This is a genomic window from Streptomyces nanshensis, assembly GCF_001751255.1.
GTDB classification, from domain to species: domain Bacteria; phylum Actinomycetota; class Actinomycetes; order Streptomycetales; family Streptomycetaceae; genus Streptomyces; species Streptomyces nanshensis_A.
Window position 1 is genome coordinate 2,576 of sequence record NZ_LJGW01000379.1, and the last position, 14,951, is coordinate 17,526.

The window sequence follows — 14,951 nt, forward strand, 5'->3', positions numbered from 1 at the left end:
GTCAACTCCCGCCGCCCGCGGCCCAGATGGAGCATGGCACCCGGGGCGACGGGGTGGCCGTCGGCGGCCGGGGCGCCGGAGAGCGCCAGCACGGCGTGCTCGAAGCCGGGCTCCAGCGGCAGCCGCAGCGGCCCCGTCCCGTTCAGCGCCACCTCGGCGCCGACGAGCGGCGTACAGGCACGCGCCGGAGAGACGGCACCGGCCAGCTCCCCCATGAGGACGGTGACGGTGCCGGCCGCCTCGCGCACGGCGGGCAGCCCGGCGTGGTGCTCGAAGTGCGCCGGGCCGTCGCGGTCCCGCTCGGGCAGGGCGACCCAGAGCTGCACGCCGTGCAGCACGTCGGGGTGGCCGGGCGGCGACTGCTCGGAGTGCGCGATGCCCGCACCCGCCGTCATCAGATTCAGCTCGCCGGGCCGTACCGTCCGTCTGCTGCCCAGGCTGTCCTGGTGCAGCACCTCGCCCTCCAGCAGCCAGCTCACGGTCTGCAAGCCGGTGTGCGGATGCGGCGGCACCTGCATGCCGGCCTCGCCCGCGATGTGCTCCGGACCGTAGGAGTCGGCGAAGCACCACGCCCCGACCATGCGCCGGTCGCGGTGCGGGAGGCTGCGGCGTACGAGCATCCCGCGGGGCCCGCCGAGCGGGACCTCGCGCGGTTCGAGCAGTTCGGTGTCCGGCTCTCCGGGTACGGGCGGCGGACCGTCGCAGACCGTCCGCTCGACCGGCCGTGTCTCCACGTTGCTCACCCCGCCACGGTAGCCCCGTACGGTCCGTACGCCGCCGGGTCGTCAGGAGGCGGAGGGCCGTCAGGAGGCGGAGGGTGCGGTGACCTCGGCGCGGTGGGCGTCGTCGACGAGGTCGAGGTACTGCTGGTGCCGGCGGATGTACTCGGCGATGTACGGGCACGAGGGCGTCACCCGGTCCCCCGCCGCGCGCACCGCGTCCAGCGCTCCGCGGGCGAGGCGGCCCGCGACTCCCCGCCCCTGGTAGGCGGAGTCGACCTCGGTGTGGGTGAGGATCACGCGCCCGGAGCGGCGCTCGTACGCGGCGAAGCCGGCGGTCTCACCGTCCACCGTCACCACGAAGCGGCTGCGGTCGGGCTGGTCGGTGACGCGGATGTCCTCGGGGCGCTCGTCGCTCATGGTGCTTCCTCTCGGTGGGGACCGGACCTCTCGGGGGCGGACGGTCCGGAGGGGAGAAGTACCCCGGCTCCGGCGCCCCACTCCCCCGCCGGGCCCCGCGTCGGACACCCCGTGACGCACCTCCTGAGAAAATCGAACACCTCTCCCAACTTCCGTTCCGACCAGGGACGTTGAGGGGTCCGTTGTCAGTGCCCGGCGGTATTCTGGGAACCAGAAAGCGACGCTCGTACAGGGCGGTTCACACATCCGCACGCCAACACGTCACACACGCCACGACGTTCACGGAGGTCGCCGATGACCGCAGCCGCAGCCAGCACCCTGACGCCCCCTCTGCCGTTCGCCCTCCCCGCGCCGTCCGACGCCCGGCCGCCCAAGAAGCGGCTCCCGGCCGGACGTCCGCGGGAGTGGTATGTCGCGCACAACCGCCGGCTCAAGGCGATGCGCATAGCCATCGCCCTGCTCGACTCCGGCGTCTACACACCCGGCCAGGCCCGCGACCACACGATCCGCCGCACGGCGGCCCGCATCGGCGTACACCCGCCGTCCAGCACGACGTGCGGACTGGTGCGCTCGCTGCTGCCGTAGGGCGCGTCCGCAGCTTCCCGTCCGGTACGGCCGAAGTCCCCGTCGTGTGCGGGGACTTCGGACCGTGGCGGGAGGGGCGCACCGGATCCGGCGCGGATCGCGGCGGCGCGGAGACGGACGTCAGTCCGTCCCGTTCTCCTGCCGTGTGCGCCAGTCCGCGACGACGTGTTCCACGTCGTACGGCGTGAGGTTCAGCGGCGGGCCGGACGGCGGGCGGCGCAGGGCCTCGCGGATCTTGTCGTTGATCCCCTCCACGATCTGCCGTACCTCCCGCTCGGAGCGCGCCGCGGCGGCGGCCTTCAGCGCCTCCTCGGCCTCCTTGCGCAGCGCGAGGGTGGGCGGCAGATGGGACAGACCCTCGTCCCGCATCTTCCGCTTCAGCCACCAGTTCTCGTCGTACGGGGCGTTCGCGTCGCGCAGGGGCTTGCCCGCGCCCGGGAGGTCCGCGAAGGCGCCGCGCTCCTCCGCCTCGCGGATCTGTCTGTCGACCCAGGACTCGAAGTCGAGGCCCGGCGGCTTGCGTTCGGTCATGGGGTCGATTGTCCCGCGCCGCGAGCGGAGACGACAGGCGGCGCCGGGCGGTCGGCGGTACCCCCGCGGAGGCCGCCCGGTCTCCCGGCCCCTCCGGAATTTCCGGAACTTCTTCCGCCGGAATCCCGCACGCCGTAACCGACGTCACAGGGACGGCGGCACTGCCGGTTCCCGGTCTCCGCGGCGCGATCAACGGCCGATCTCCATGCCGGGGCGGGCCGGGATGAAGGATTCCGGCATTGACGCTCTTCGAGCGGCCCGCCTACCGTCCGGCCCATGACCCCACGAGCGAGCGCCGACATGATCGATGCGCTGGATCGCCGCATCATCGCGGCGCTCCAGCTCAACGGTCGCGCTCCCTGGGCCGGGATCGCGCGCTGGGCGGGGACGAGCGAATCCACCGCGCAGCGCCGCTTCAACGCCCTGCGCGAGCGCCGGCTGCTGCATGTCGTCGGCGCGGTCGAGCTGGACCGCACGGGCAGCGGCTGCTCGATGCTCGTACGGGTACAGGCACGTCCCGGCAAGGGGCTGGAGCTCGCGGAGCTGCTGGCCGTGTGCCCGGACGTCCGCTTTCTGGCGCTGGTCACGGGTACTGCCGACCTGATCGTCGACTTCGTCGCCCGCGACAACGAGGAGCTGCTGCGGCTGCTCTACACCGATCTGCCCGGCGCCCACCTCATCGCGGGCACGGAGCATGTCGCGGTGATCCGCACCTTCTCCTCGGCGGCGCTGTGGGACACGGGTCTGCTGCCCGAGGAGGCCGTGGCCGATCTGCGTCCCGCGCAGCAGCGCTCGTGCGAGCGGGGCGACTGGGACAAGCCGCCGCAGCCGCTCACCGCACTCGAACGTGCCGTCGTCGGCGAACTCGCGACGGACGGAAGACTTCCGGTCACCACCATCGCCCGGAACCTCGACCGCAGCGAATCCAGCGTCGCCCGCGCGCTGGACCGGATGATCGCCCGCGGCAGCCTGCACTTCCGCACCCTCGCGGAGCCCGCACTGCTCGGGTACGAGGCCGAGTTCATGCTCTGGCTCTCCATCGATCCCGGATGTCTGGAGGCGGCCGGACGGCAGCTCGCCAAGCATCCGGGGACGAAGTTCCTCGCGGCGGCCACCGGCAGATTCAATCTGGTCGGCCACATGGTGCTGCCGCGCCGTACCGATCTCTTCCGCTACACCGACGAGGTCATCGGCGCGCTGCCGGGCCTCAACGCCTCGGACGTCACGCTCCATCTCGTCACGCTCAAGGGCGCCTGGACGCGCATGGACCAGTTCGACGCCTAGCCGGCGAACCGGCCGCCCCTGCCCGTCACTTGCCCCTTCCTGCCTGTTCCTTCCTGTTCCGTTTTCTGCCTGTTCCTTCCTCTGTCTGTCTCTGCCTGTCTCTCCGTCCTCTCCGTCGCCGCGGATCCGCACGCCCCACCCCCGTGCGCCCGCTCGCCCCGAACCCCCCGGCATCTCCCGCTCCCCGAACCCCGACTCCTCTGCGAGGCACCATGTCCGCCGACGATTCCCAGACCGCCCCGCCCGCGTCCGCCGCGTCCCCGTCCGCGGCGGCTCCGTCCAGCGCCGTCCCCTCGTGGCAGTGGCCCGAGTCCGTCTGGCGCGGTCATGTCGAGGCCGTACGGGCGGGACGCGGCCTGCTGCCGGAGCGCTGGCCCGGCGGTGCGCGGGCCGCGGTGGCGCTGTCCTTCGACTCCGACCACGAGACGATCCCGCTGCGCGACGGCGAGACCAGTCCGGGCCTGCTCGCCCAGGGCGAGTACGGCGCACGCAAGGGCGCGGTCCGCGTGCTGGAGCTGCTGGAGCGCTACGGCGTGCCCGCGACGTTCTTCATGCCGGCCGTCTCCGCGCTGCTGCACCCCGAGGAGGCACGGCGGTACGTCGACGAGGGCCACGAGGTCGGCGTCCACGGCTGGATCCACGAGCGCAACACCCTGCTCGCGGCCGACGACGAGAAGACCCTGATCCGCCGTGCGCTGGAGACCCTCGCCGATCTCACCGGGCGCACGCCGACCGGAATCCGCACGCCCTCCTGGGACTTCTCCGGCTCCACGCTGGAGACCGTCCTCGAACTCGGCTTCCTCTACGACTCGTCGCTGATGGCCGACGACGAGCCGTACGAGGTGGTGGCCGAGGGCCGTCCGACCGGCCTGGTCGAGATCCCCGTCGACTGGATCCGCGACGACGCCCCGTACTTCACGATGGACCGCTACGGCGCGCTGCGTCCCTATACCCGCCCCCGTGACGTGCTGGAGATCTGGAAGGACGAGTTCGACGCGGCCTACCGCGACGGCGGCGTCTTCCAGCTCACCCTGCATCCGCACGTCATCGGGCACCGCTCCCGGCTGGTGGTTCTGCGCGAACTGCTGGACCACATCGCCGGGCACCGCGACGTGTGGTTCACCACCCACGACCGGCTCGCGGCCACCGCGCGCGAACAACTCGCCCACCCCGCGCCGTCCGAAGCCGGCGCGCCCACCACGCCCAGCACGGCCAATCCGCCCACCGCATCTGCCCCTTCGACGGAGCGCCCCTCATGAGCACCGGCACCTCTTCGCCCTCATCGCCCTCGTCCCCTTCTCCCGGTTCCTCCGCCGTCCCCGCGGGACACCTGACCCGCGCCCAGCGCAAGGCGATCCTGGCGGGCACCATCGGCAACACCGTCGAGTGGGTCGACTGGGCCCTGTACTCGATCTTCGTGAAGGTCATCTCGGAGGTGTTCTTCCCGAAGTCCGAGGGCGCCGTCGCGCTGCTCTCCACGCTCGCGGTCTTCGCCGTGGGCTTCGTCGTACGGCCCGTGGGCGCCGCCGTGCTCGGCGCGTACGCCGACCGCTTCGGCCGCAAGAAGGGCCTCACGCTCACCGTCGGGCTGATGGCCGGCGCCTCCTTCGTCATCGCCCTGACCCCGGGCTACGAGACGATCGGGATCGCCGCGCCCGCCGTGCTGCTGGTCGCGCGGCTGCTCCAAGGGTTCTCCGCGGGCGGGGAGTTCGGCTCGTCCTCGGCGTTCCTCGTGGAGTCGGCCGCGGCCGGACGGCGTGCGTTCGCCGGGTCGTGGCAGCAGGTCTCCGTCGGCGCGGGCACGCTCATCGCCTCGCTGATGGGCACCGTCCTCACCTCCACGCTCAGCGACGACGCCCTGCACGCGTGGGGCTGGCGCGCGGCGTTCGTCGTGGGCGGACTGCTCGGCCTGGTCGGGCTGTGGCTGCGCGTCTCCGTCGAGGACACCGAGTCCTTCGCCGAGTGCGCCAAGAGCGGGCGTACGCGGGGCAATCCGCTCACCGCGATGTTCCGCGAGCACCCGGGTGCGGCGCTGCGCGTCGTCGGCATCACCGTCGCCGGCACGCTCACCTACTACGTGTGGATCACCTACCTGCCCACGTACGCGAACCTGGCGACCGGCATATCCATGGGCAAGGCGCTGCTCTCGCAGACGATCTGTCTGGCGATCTTCATCGCGCTGCTGCCGTTCGTCGGCAGGCTCTCGGACCGGGTGGGCCGCAAGCCGACGATGGCCGCCTTCGCCGGAGGCTTCGTCGTACTGTCCTGGCCGCTGCTGCATCTGCTGAGCGACAGCTTCCTCAGCCTCTTCCTCGTCCAGCTCACGGGCATGCTGCTGATCCTCGGCTACTCGGCGAACTGCGCCGTGATCATGGCCGAGCAGTTCCCGCCGGAGGTGCGGGCCACCGGCATCGCGCTCCCGTACGCGCTGGCCGTCGCCCTCTTCGGCGGTACGGCGCCCTACGTCACGACCTGGCTCAACGACGCCGGTCACGGCGGAATGGTGTGGCTGTACGTCTCGGGCGCGGCGCTGATCTCGCTCGTGGTCTATCTGACGATGCCCGAGACGAAGAGCAAGGAGCTCGACTGATGGCGCCGGGGCGCAGGCATGTGGTGGTGACGGGCGCGGCCGGGGGCATCGGACGGGCCGTCGCCGTGGCCTTCGCCGCCCAGCCGGACACCGTGCTGACGCTCGTGGACGTCGACCCCGCCGGGCTGGAGTCGGCCGGGCGGGAGCTGAACTCCCGTACGGTACGGGCGGATCTGACGGAGCCCGGCGCTCCGGGCGCGGCGGTGGCCCGCGCATGGGAGGCGGGCGGCGGCGAGGCGCAGGGCGCCGGAGGCGGCGAGGGACAGAGCGCCGGAGGCGGCGGGGGGCACAGCGCCGGGGGCGGCGACGCGTCCGGCATCGACGTCCTCGTCAACGCGGCGGGCGTCTACCCCTCCCTGGACATGATCGACGTGACGGACGACGGATCCGGAACGCCCGGCGTGGAGTTGTGGGACCGGATCTTCGCCCTCAACTCCCGTGCCCCCGCGCTCGCGACGGCCGCGCTCGCCCGCCGTGCGGTGGCCGCGGGGCGTACGGCCTCGGTGGTCAACATCTCCTCCGGGGCGGCGCTGCGGGCCCGTCCGGGCGGCGGACCGTACGCCGCGTCCAAGGCGGCGCTGGAGATGGCGACGCGGGCGGCGGCCCTCGAACTCGGACCGCACGGCATCCGCGTCAACGCCGTCAGCCCCGGCTTCGTGGCGGTCGGCAGCGACTGCAACCCGGTCGCCCCCGAGTACGCGGCGGCCGTCTCCGCCAACCCCCTCGGGCGGCCCGGTACTCCGGAGGACGTCGCCCGCGCGGTGTGCTGGATCGCGGGCGAGGACGCCGCGTGGATCACCGGCGAGATCCTCCGCGTCGACGGAGGGTCGGGCACCGGCGCCGGGCATCTGCCGCGTCTGTGGCCGCCCCGCACCACCGCCCGGCACGAGGACGAAGAGCACGAGAAGAGCGCAGAGAGCGCAGAGAGCGCAGAGAACGAAGCGGAAGGAAGCACCGTATGAGCGGCGCTGCGTACACCGTCGTCGGCGGCGGCGCCATCGGCGGCACCCTGGCCCATGCCCTCGCCCGCGCGGGCCACCCCGTCACCGTCGTCGACACCGACGCGGAGCATGTCGCGGCGATCCGCGAGCACGGGCTGACGGTGGACCACGGGGGCGGACGCTTCGCGGCGGCGCGGGTGTCCGCCGTGACGCCCGAGGAGTTCGACGCCCTGCACCCCGCGGACGACGGCAACGGGACCGGCGGCGGAAACGGGAACGCGGGCGGAAACGGGAACGGGGGCGCCGGGCGCCTCTCCCGCGTACTGCTCGCCGTCAAGGCGCAGGCCACCGAGCCCGCGGTCCGCTGGATCGCGCGGAGGCTCGCGCCCGACGGCTATGTCGTCTCCGTACAGAACGGCTTCAACGAGGCGCTCGTCGCGGAGCACGTCGGTCCGGAGCGCACCGTCGCCGCGTTCGTCAACATCTTCGCGGACGTGACCGGTCCGGGTGTCATACGGGACGGCGGCCCGGGCGCCTTCGTCGTCGGCGAGCCGGGCGGCGCCCCGGTCTCCGAACGCGTACGGCGTCTCGTCGCGGACCTCCAGGCATGGGGCCCGGCCCGCGCCAGCGACAACGTCGAGGGCCATCTGTGGGCCAAGGCCGGCTTCGGCGCCATGCTCGCCGCGACCGCCCTCGCGGACGACGCGATGGCCGACCTGGTCGACCGTCACCGCACGGCGATGTACGCGCTCGTGGGCGAGGTGTTCGCGGTGGCCGGGGAGCTCGGCGTACGGCTGGAGCCCTTCGACGCCTTCGAGGCGCTCGCCTTCCAGGAGGGCGCCCCCGAGGCCGTACGCCGGGCCGCCACCGACCGGCTCACGGCATGGCTGCGCACCCAGCCGAAGGACCGCAGCGGCATCTGGCGCGACATCGCCGTGCGCCGCCGTCCCGTCGAGGTGACCACGCACTACGCGAGCGTCTTCGAGGAGGCGGAACGGGCCGGCATCCCGACGCCGGTGCTGCGCGCGGTCATCGGCGGACTGCGGGAGCTGGAGCAGGACCCGGCGGGGATGTCGGAGTCCCGCCTGGACGAACTGGACCGCCTCGCCGCGGACTTGGCCGCCCCCGGCGCGCCCGCGGACCGCCCGCGGGACGGCGTGCCGACGCCCCGCGAGGAGTCCGCTCCGTCTTCGGGCGCGACTTTGGACCCCTCTCCGGAGACCTCTTCCGGGCCCTGCCCGTCCCCCGGCGGCCTGCCCCCGGGCGTACGGCTCAGCGGCGAGGAGGCCCGTTCCGTACGCGCGTGGCTGGAGCGCCACCGCGAGGAGATGGCCGGCGACCTCGCCGAGTACACCGCGCGGGGAAGCTCCAGCGACGATCCGGCCGCGCTGGAGGACTGCCTCGCGTGGCTGCGCGGCTGGCTGGACGAGGCGCTCGGGGCGCCAGGCGGTACGACGGGCATCACCGAGGAGCTGCTGGAACGGCAGGGCGCGGGCGATGTGCTCGTACGCCGGTACCCGGCCTCGAACCCCGCGGCGGACGGCGACGCACGCGACCCGGACGGCACCGGCCCACGGCCCGTGCTGCTGCTCGCCCACTACGACACCGTCTGGCCCACCGGGACCCTGGAGGAGTGGCCCTTCCGGCGCGAGGGCGACCGGATCTCCGGGCCCGGCGTCTTCGACATGAAGGCCGGTCTGGTGCAGGCGGTGTGGGCGCTGCGCGCGCTCGACGCGCTCGGACTGCCGCGCCCCGCCTGCACGTTGCTGCTCAACGGCGACGAGGAGACCGGCAGCCTCGCCTCCAGCGACGCGATCGTCGCGGAGGCGTCCGGTTCGCGTGCCGCGCTCGTCTTCGAGGCCGCGGCCGACGGCGCGGTCAAGACGGCCCGCAAGGGCGTCGGCCTCTTCCGGCTGACCGTGCGGGGCGTCGAGGCGCACGCGGGACTCGATCCGACGGCCGGTGCCAGCGCCGTCCAGGAGGCCGCGCACCAGGTGCTGCGCCTGGGCGCGCTGAGCGATCCGGCGGCGGGCACCACCGTCAACGTCGGTGTCCTGCACGGCGGTACGCGCAGCAACGTCACCGCGGGCCAGGCCGTCGCCGACCTCGACGTACGGGTGGCCTCCACCGCCGAGCGGAAGCGGATCGAGGCGGCGCTCTCGGCCCTCTCACCCGTCGATCCCCGTACGCAGGTCGCGGTCACCGGCGACTGGAACCGGCCCGTCTTCGAACGCACCCCGGAGGTGGGCCGCCTCTACGAACTGGCCCGCGCGTGCGCCGAACCGCTCGGCCTCGATCTGCGGGAGACCTCTGTGGGCGGCGCGAGCGACGGCAACTTCGTGCTCGCGGCGGGCGTCCCCGTGCTCGACGGCCTGGGCGCGGTCGGCGCGGGAGCGCACGCGCGCAGCGAGCACACCTCGGCGTCCGGGATGACGGAGCGGGCCGCGCTGGCGGCGGGCGTGCTGGCGGCGTTCGCGGACGGACGGCCCCCGGGGGCGGCCGGGACGATTCGGTGACCGTCGGTCAACCTGCTGCGACGGCAGTAGAGTTGGCCGCGGGGGCCGGTACGAGCCGCTGCGTCCCGGACCAGGGAGGGGATGAGTTTTGAGCAGTCTCAGCAAGGGTCTCGACAAGGTCGAGGTGACGCTCAAATGGGACCCGAGTCCCATGGGCGCGCCCACGCACGACCTGGATCTCGTGGCCGCCACGTACACCGGCGCCGACCCGTACGGCGATCCCGCCTATCTCGTCCACTTCGACAGCCGCTCGCCGGACGGCACGATCACGCTGAACCGTGACAGCCGCGACGGTCAGGGCTTCGGCCCGGACGAGGCGATGACGCTGGAGCTGGAGCGTCTCTCACCGGACTACGTACGCGTCGTGGTGGGCGTGGCCATCCAGCAGGGCGGCGGGCGCATCACCTTCGGCGACGTCGCCAGCACGCTGGTGGAGCTCGCCGAGGGCTACGACAAGCTGGCCGAGGACGACTTCGCGGGCGTGGCGGGCGCGACCGCGGCGACCGTTGCGGAGTTCGTCCGTACGGAGGCCGGGGCGTGGGAGCTGCGCGAGGGGGTCACCGGTTTCGACACCGAGCCGGAGTTCTTCGCGCAGGAGATGGGCCGCAGGCAGTCCTGACCGGCCCGCCCGGCGGCGGTCCGACGCACAGCCCGGCCGGTGCTGTGCCAAGGCCCGCCCCGTGGGCCAGACTTGCGGAATGAGCGATTCCCAGGGGTCTTCCGGCAGTGCGACGACCGGCCGGACCTCCTGGACGAGCCTCCCGGCACCGCTGCGCCGCTTCCTCCGTACGGAGACGGGCAGCGCGGCGGTGCTGCTGGCCGCGACGCTCGCCGCACTGATCTGGGCGAACGTCGACCCCGGTTCGTACGAGCGGCTGTGGTCGACGCGGCTGTACGTCGGCGCCGGGGACGGCCGCATCTCGCTGGACCTGCACGACTGGGTCAACAGCGGGCTCATGACGTTCTTCTTCTTCGTCGTCGGCCTGGAGGCGCGGCGCGAGTTCGACATGGGCGATCTGCGGGAGCGGCGCCGGGTGGCCCTCCCGGCCCTCGCGGGAGTCGGCGGCATGCTCGTGCCCGTCGGCGTCTATCTCGCGCTGAACGCCGGGGAGCCCTCCGTGCGCGGCTGGGGTACGGCGATGTCGACCGACACCGCCTTCGCGCTCGGCATGCTCGCGCTGGTGGGCCCGCGCTTCCCGCGGCGGCTGCGGGCGTTCATGCTCACCTTCACCGTCGTCGACGACGTCGTCGCGCTCGCCGTGATCGCCCTCGTCTACAGCGAACGCATCGCGCTCGCACCGCTGTTGACGGCGTGCGGGCTGCTCGCCATGGTGCTGCTGGTGCGGTACGCGGGGGTCGCCTCCGGCTTCGTGTACGCGCTGTTCGGCGTCGCCCTGTGGATCGCGCTGCTCAAGTCCGGTGTGGATCCCCTCGTCACGGGTCTGGTGCTGGGGCTGCTGACGTACGCGTACCCGGCGGCGCGCGGCGATCTGGAGCGCGCCAGCGGTCTCTTCCGCCTCTTCCGCGAGCAGCCGACCGGGGAGCTGGCGCGCACCGCACGCGTCGGGCTGGCCGCGGCCATCTCCCCCAACGACCGCCTCATGGACCTCTTCCACCCGTGGACGAGCTATGTGATCGTTCCGCTCTTCGCGCTCGCCAACACCGGCGTGGTGCTCAGCGGGGAGCTGCTGGCGCGCGCCTTCAGCTCGCCGGTGACGCTCGGCATCCTCATCGGTTTCGTCGTGGGCAAGCCCGTCGGCATCGTCGGCGTCTCCTGGCTCGTGACGCGGCTGAGCGGCGGCAGGCTGCGTCCACCGGTCGGCTGGGCCGCGGTCGCCGGCGGCGGCACGATCGCCGGCATCGGCTTCACCGTCTCCCTCCTCATCGCCGGACTCGCCTTCCACGGCGCCCTGTTGGAGGAGGCGAAGATCGGCGTGCTCTGCGCGGCGCTGTGCGCGTCGCTGACGACCTGGGCGCTCTCGCGGGCGACGGCGCTGCTGCCGCACGAGCGGAAGGCCCGCGCCCTGCTGGGCACCTCCGCGCCCCTGACGGATCTGACCGTCGACGTCGACGACGGACGCGACCATGTGCGCGGCCCGGCGGACGCCACCGTCACGCTCGTCGAGTACGGCGACCACGAGTGCCCGTACTGCGCCGACGCGGAGCCGGTGATCCGTGCGCTGCTCGGCGGGCGCGACGACGTACGCCATGTGTGGCGGCATCTGCCGCTGACGGACGTGCATCCCAACGCACAACTGCGGGCCGAGGCGGCCGAAGCGGCCGCCGGGCAGGGCGCGTTCTGGGAGATGCACGACTGGCTGCTGGCCCACCAGGAGGAGACGAGCGTGCCCATGCTGGTCCGTCAGGCCAAGGTGCTGGGTCTGGACACCGAGCGCTTCCGCGAGGATCTGCGGGCCCGTACCGGTGCGGAGCGGATCGCCGCGGACGTCGAGTCCGCCGACGAGAGCGGCGTCTCCGGCACCCCGACGTTCTTCGTCAACGGCCGCCGCCACCACGGCGCGTACGACAGCGCGGCCCTGCACGCGGCGGTGCGCGCGGCCCGGGTGCGGGCCGACCTCGGCGGGTAGCGCGGCGCGTGTTCCGCCGCGGCACGCCGCGAATCCGCCCATACCCTGCGAGAACACCCGATGAAGCACGACGGAACCACGAGCAGGGAGACGACCGGGACATGAAACGCGAAGACCTGCCCGCACCCGAGACGGGCATGCTGCTGACCCACTTCCTCACCGTCCGCGACGTGGCACGCTCACGCGCCTTCTACTCCGACGTCCTCGGCGGCAGGGTCGTCCTGGAGGAGAACCCGTGCATCGTCGCCCTCGCCAACGGCTGGATCATCATGAACCCCGGCGGCGGCCCCACCCCGGACAAGCCGGGCATCGAACTGCGTCCGCCGGAGGCACCCGACACCGCCACGAGCTTTCTCAACATCCGCGTGGCCGACATCCAGTCCTGCTACCGCGACTGGAGCGCCAAGGGCGCGGAGTTCCTCACCCCGCCGATCGACCGCAAGGCCGAAGTGCGGTGCTACGTACGGGATCCCGACGGCTATCTCATCGAGGTGGGCCAGGCGACGGGCATGCTGGAGGGCGTCTTCGCGGACCCGCCCGCGGGAAGCGGCGCGGCGCCCGCCTGACGCCCGTACTCCGGTAACTGCTGGACTCCGGTAACTGCTGGACCCCACCGACGGCCGGGACCCGCTGACCGCCGCCCGCCACCTCTCCGGTGACGGGCCGTCAGCGTCCCGGCCGTCTCATGTCCGCTTCATGTCCGCTCCCCGGCCCCGTCTTCAGGTCCGCTCCCCGGCCCCGTCGAGGGCGAGGCCCGCCCGGAGGTTCCAGCGGCCCGCGCGCCCGCTGAGCCGTACGGCCGTCAGCGGTGCGACGTCCACCCGCCACAGTCCCGTCTCGGGAGCGCCCAGCGCATGCACCACCGCGGCCCGTACGACGTCGGGCTCCGCGACGGCCACGACCCGCCCGTAGACCGAGGCCGCCTCCGTGAGCCACTCCGCCGTCCGCGCGCAGAGCCGTACGAGCGTCTCACCGCCGTGCGGCGCGGTGGACGGATCCGCCAACCACCGTGCGACGCCCTCCGGTTCGGCCTCGCTCACCTCCGTCAGCGTCCTGCCGCGCCAGCGGCCCATGCCGCAGCCGGCCAGCCGTGCGTCGGCGAACGCGGCGGCGTCGCGCAGGCCCAGTTCACCGGCGGTCCGCACACAGCGCGCCGACGGTGCGACGGCCACCCGGGCCGCGCCCTCCAGCAGCGCTCCGGCCGCCGCCCGCGCCGCGCGTGCCTCCCGTACCCCGGCGGCGCTCAACTCGCTCCCGTCGTCGAAGCGGAAGCTCTCGGACGCCTCGCTGCGGGCGGGCGAGATCAACGTCACTCGCGTGGTCATCGGCACTCTCCTGGCGCCTCAACTGGCGCTTCACATACGGGAGTCGGGCGGGCGCTTCCACGATGCCCGGGTTGTGCGGCCTTGGCCGGAGTGGTGGAACCGGGGTACCTTCCGGTCGTATCGATCGACGACGGCAGGGCGGAAGCCGGTGGGATTCCGGCGCGGTCGCGCCACTGTATGCCCCCTACGGTCCGCTGCCGTGTGCAGCGTACGGGCAGGGGCGAGCCAGACCCGCGAGCCGTCACGAGCTCCACCGACAGGGACGCGAGTTCCCGACAGGAGGTCCTGCCATGGCACAGTCCATAGCTCCGCCCAGCTCCGCCGCTCCCGCCTCCGGCGCAGCCGTTCCCGCGCTTCCGCTCAAGACGATCCTTCCGTGGGCGTTCTTCTTCGGTCTGCTGATGCTCGTCCTGCTGTACTTCGTCGGCGCCGAGCAGGGGGCGACGTCCCTCTTCTCCGGCACGGACGTCCACGAGTGGGTCCACGACGGACGCCACCTCCTCGGCTTCCCCTGCCACTGAGCGGGGGCGCACGATGAACTCCGCCACAGTGAGGACCCTCCTGGTGCGCGGCATGCTGGCCGGTGTCGTGGCCGGCCTGTTCGCCCTGGTGACGGCCTCGTTCCTGGGTGAGCCGCATGTCGACGCGGCCATCGCGTTCGAGGAGGCGCACGCGCACTCCCACGAGGGCGGCGAGGAGGTCGTCAGCCGCGGCATGCAGGCCACGGCGGGCCTCGCGACCGCCGTCCTGGTCTACGGCGTCGCCATCGGCGGCATCGCCTCGCTCGTCTTCAGCTACGCGCTGGGACGTACGGGCCGCTTCGGGCCGCGCGCGACGGCGATGCTGCTGTCGGGCGCCGCGTTCGTGTGCGTGTATCTGGTGCCGTTCCTGAAGTACCCGGCCAACCCGCCGTCCGTGGGCGACCCGGAGAGCCTCGACAAGCGCACGGCGCTGTACTTCCTGATGGTGCTGCTGAGCGTGCTGCTGGCCATCGCGGCGACGATCCTGGGCAGGCGTCTGGCGCCCCGTCTGGGCAACTGGTACGCGACGGTGACGGCGGTCCTCGGCTTCGCCGCCGCCGTCGGCATCGCCTATGCCTTCCTGCCGTCCGTCAGCGAACTCCCGGAGCACTTCCCGGCGTTGCTGCTGTGGCGCTTCCGCGTCTCGACGCTCGCGGTGCAGCTCGTGCTGTGGACGGCCTTCGGGCTGACGTTCGCTCATCTCGCCGAGCGTGCGCTGCGGCCGCGTACGGCACAGGACGGCGAGGTCGGCGAGCACGCGAAGGACACCGAGCAGAACGAGGCGGAGCAGGGAGCGGCGGGATCCTCCGCGGCGCCCGCCGCGAACTGAACGGGCCCCGTCCGCAGGGGACTTGAGCCGGGCTCCGCTCGCTGAACGGCGGGTCCCTTTCCGGTACGAGCCGCTGCCGGGCACCCCGCACCGGGGGTGCCC

13 protein-coding genes and 3 pseudogenes are annotated in these 14,951 nt (G+C 73.1%); 12 read left to right on the top strand and 4 right to left on the bottom strand.

Annotated features, from left to right (window positions below):
• Together AN218_RS23375 and AN218_RS38920 are read right to left on the bottom strand one after the other, a co-directional pair.
• A pseudogene (locus AN218_RS23375) lies at positions 1–743 on the bottom strand (pirin family protein); the annotation flags it as partial.
• Positions 744–803: 60 nt separating this feature from the next.
• Entirely contained in the window at positions 804–1,139 is a 336-nt protein-coding gene (locus AN218_RS38920; RefSeq protein ID WP_070018873.1) for a GNAT family N-acetyltransferase, read from the bottom strand.
• A gap of 294 nt (positions 1,140–1,433) precedes the next feature.
• Here AN218_RS38920 and AN218_RS23385 point away from each other — a divergent pair, with 294 nt between their 5' ends.
• Positions 1,434–1,724, top strand: coding sequence for a hypothetical protein (locus AN218_RS23385; RefSeq protein ID WP_070018874.1), 291 nt, complete (start codon positions 1,434–1,436; stop codon positions 1,722–1,724).
• A gap of 120 nt (positions 1,725–1,844) precedes the next feature.
• On the opposite strand, the gene AN218_RS23390 is transcribed toward AN218_RS23385, so the two are convergent.
• Positions 1,845–2,255 carry a DnaJ family domain-containing protein gene (locus tag AN218_RS23390; protein ID WP_070018875.1) on the bottom strand — a complete coding sequence of 137 codons (411 nt, stop codon included), beginning with the start codon at positions 2,253–2,255 and terminating at the stop codon, positions 1,845–1,847.
• A 300-nt stretch (positions 2,256–2,555) separates the two neighbouring features.
• Here AN218_RS23390 and AN218_RS39100 point away from each other — a divergent pair.
• The 9 genes and pseudogenes from AN218_RS39100 to AN218_RS23430 all read left to right on the top strand — a co-directional run.
• A pseudogene (locus AN218_RS39100) lies at positions 2,556–2,630 on the top strand (AsnC family transcriptional regulator); the annotation flags it as partial.
• Positions 2,631–2,813: 183 nt separating this feature from the next.
• A pseudogene (locus AN218_RS23395) lies at positions 2,814–3,539 on the top strand (Lrp/AsnC family transcriptional regulator); the annotation flags it as partial.
• A gap of 212 nt (positions 3,540–3,751) precedes the next feature.
• Positions 3,752–4,798 carry a polysaccharide deacetylase family protein gene (locus AN218_RS23400; protein ID WP_079132496.1) on the top strand — a complete coding sequence of 349 codons (1,047 nt, stop codon included), beginning with the start codon at positions 3,752–3,754 and terminating at the stop codon, positions 4,796–4,798.
• Positions 4,795–6,129 carry an MFS transporter gene (locus tag AN218_RS23405; RefSeq protein ID WP_070018877.1) on the top strand — a complete coding sequence of 445 codons (1,335 nt, stop codon included), beginning with the start codon at positions 4,795–4,797 and terminating at the stop codon, positions 6,127–6,129. Before AN218_RS23400 ends, AN218_RS23405 begins: the two co-directional genes overlap by 4 nt.
• Complete coding sequence (locus tag AN218_RS23410; protein ID WP_070018878.1) at positions 6,129–7,091, top strand: SDR family NAD(P)-dependent oxidoreductase; 963 nt, start codon at positions 6,129–6,131, stop codon at positions 7,089–7,091. The genes AN218_RS23405 and AN218_RS23410 overlap by 1 nt, the downstream gene beginning before the upstream one ends.
• Positions 7,088–9,586, top strand: a complete 2,499-nt coding sequence (locus tag AN218_RS23415) for a M20/M25/M40 family metallo-hydrolase (RefSeq protein WP_070018879.1) — start codon at positions 7,088–7,090, stop codon at positions 9,584–9,586. The genes AN218_RS23410 and AN218_RS23415 overlap by 4 nt, the downstream gene beginning before the upstream one ends.
• An 88-nt stretch (positions 9,587–9,674) precedes the next feature.
• Entirely contained in the window at positions 9,675–10,205 is a 531-nt protein-coding gene (locus AN218_RS23420) for a TerD family protein (protein WP_070018880.1), read from the top strand.
• A gap of 79 nt (positions 10,206–10,284) precedes the next feature.
• Positions 10,285–12,174, top strand: coding sequence for a Na+/H+ antiporter NhaA (nhaA, locus tag AN218_RS23425; protein ID WP_070018881.1), 1,890 nt, complete (start codon positions 10,285–10,287; stop codon positions 12,172–12,174).
• A 101-nt stretch (positions 12,175–12,275) separates the two neighbouring features.
• Positions 12,276–12,740: a VOC family protein gene (locus tag AN218_RS23430; protein ID WP_070018882.1), complete on the top strand. Its 465-nt coding sequence runs from the start codon at positions 12,276–12,278 to the stop codon at positions 12,738–12,740.
• 153 nt (positions 12,741–12,893) lie between these two features.
• Here AN218_RS23430 and AN218_RS23435 read toward each other — a convergent pair whose 3' ends face one another.
• Entirely contained in the window at positions 12,894–13,499 is a 606-nt protein-coding gene (locus AN218_RS23435; protein WP_070018883.1) for a histidine phosphatase family protein, read from the bottom strand.
• 290 nt (positions 13,500–13,789) lie between these two features.
• On the opposite strand from AN218_RS23435, the gene AN218_RS23440 reads away from it, so the two are divergent.
• Together AN218_RS23440 and AN218_RS23445 are read left to right on the top strand one after the other, a co-directional pair.
• Positions 13,790–14,020 (top strand): CbtB domain-containing protein, encoded by a 231-nt coding sequence (locus AN218_RS23440; RefSeq protein ID WP_070018884.1) that lies wholly within the window; start codon positions 13,790–13,792, stop codon positions 14,018–14,020.
• Positions 14,021–14,033: 13 nt separating this feature from the next.
• Positions 14,034–14,849 (top strand): CbtA family protein, encoded by an 816-nt coding sequence (locus AN218_RS23445; RefSeq protein ID WP_079132497.1) that lies wholly within the window; start codon positions 14,034–14,036, stop codon positions 14,847–14,849.
• Positions 14,850–14,951 lie beyond the last annotated feature (102 nt).

What these genes read in the sequence shown, in the direction of transcription:
- AN218_RS23385 (WP_070018874.1), top strand. Translation starts at nt 1,434, where the DNA reads ATGACCGCAGCCGCAGCCAGCACCCTGACGCCCCCTCTGCCGTTCGCC.
- AN218_RS23440 (WP_070018884.1), top strand. Translation starts at nt 13,790, where the DNA reads ATGGCACAGTCCATAGCTCCGCCCAGCTCCGCCGCTCCCGCCTCCGGC.
- nhaA (WP_070018881.1), top strand. Translation starts at nt 10,285, where the DNA reads ATGAGCGATTCCCAGGGGTCTTCCGGCAGTGCGACGACCGGCCGGACC.
- AN218_RS23405 (WP_070018877.1), top strand. Translation starts at nt 4,795, where the DNA reads ATGAGCACCGGCACCTCTTCGCCCTCATCGCCCTCGTCCCCTTCTCCC.
- AN218_RS23445 (WP_079132497.1), top strand. Translation starts at nt 14,034, where the DNA reads ATGAACTCCGCCACAGTGAGGACCCTCCTGGTGCGCGGCATGCTGGCC.
- AN218_RS23415 (WP_070018879.1), top strand. Translation starts at nt 7,088, where the DNA reads ATGAGCGGCGCTGCGTACACCGTCGTCGGCGGCGGCGCCATCGGCGGC.
- AN218_RS23435 (WP_070018883.1), bottom strand. Translation starts at nt 13,499, where the DNA reads ATGACCACGCGAGTGACGTTGATCTCGCCCGCCCGCAGCGAGGCGTCC.
- AN218_RS38920 (WP_070018873.1), bottom strand. Translation starts at nt 1,139, where the DNA reads ATGAGCGACGAGCGCCCCGAGGACATCCGCGTCACCGACCAGCCCGAC.
- AN218_RS23410 (WP_070018878.1), top strand. Translation starts at nt 6,129, where the DNA reads ATGGCGCCGGGGCGCAGGCATGTGGTGGTGACGGGCGCGGCCGGGGGC.
- AN218_RS23400 (WP_079132496.1), top strand. Translation starts at nt 3,752, where the DNA reads ATGTCCGCCGACGATTCCCAGACCGCCCCGCCCGCGTCCGCCGCGTCC.
- AN218_RS23430 (WP_070018882.1), top strand. Translation starts at nt 12,276, where the DNA reads ATGAAACGCGAAGACCTGCCCGCACCCGAGACGGGCATGCTGCTGACC.
- AN218_RS23390 (WP_070018875.1), bottom strand. Translation starts at nt 2,255, where the DNA reads ATGACCGAACGCAAGCCGCCGGGCCTCGACTTCGAGTCCTGGGTCGAC.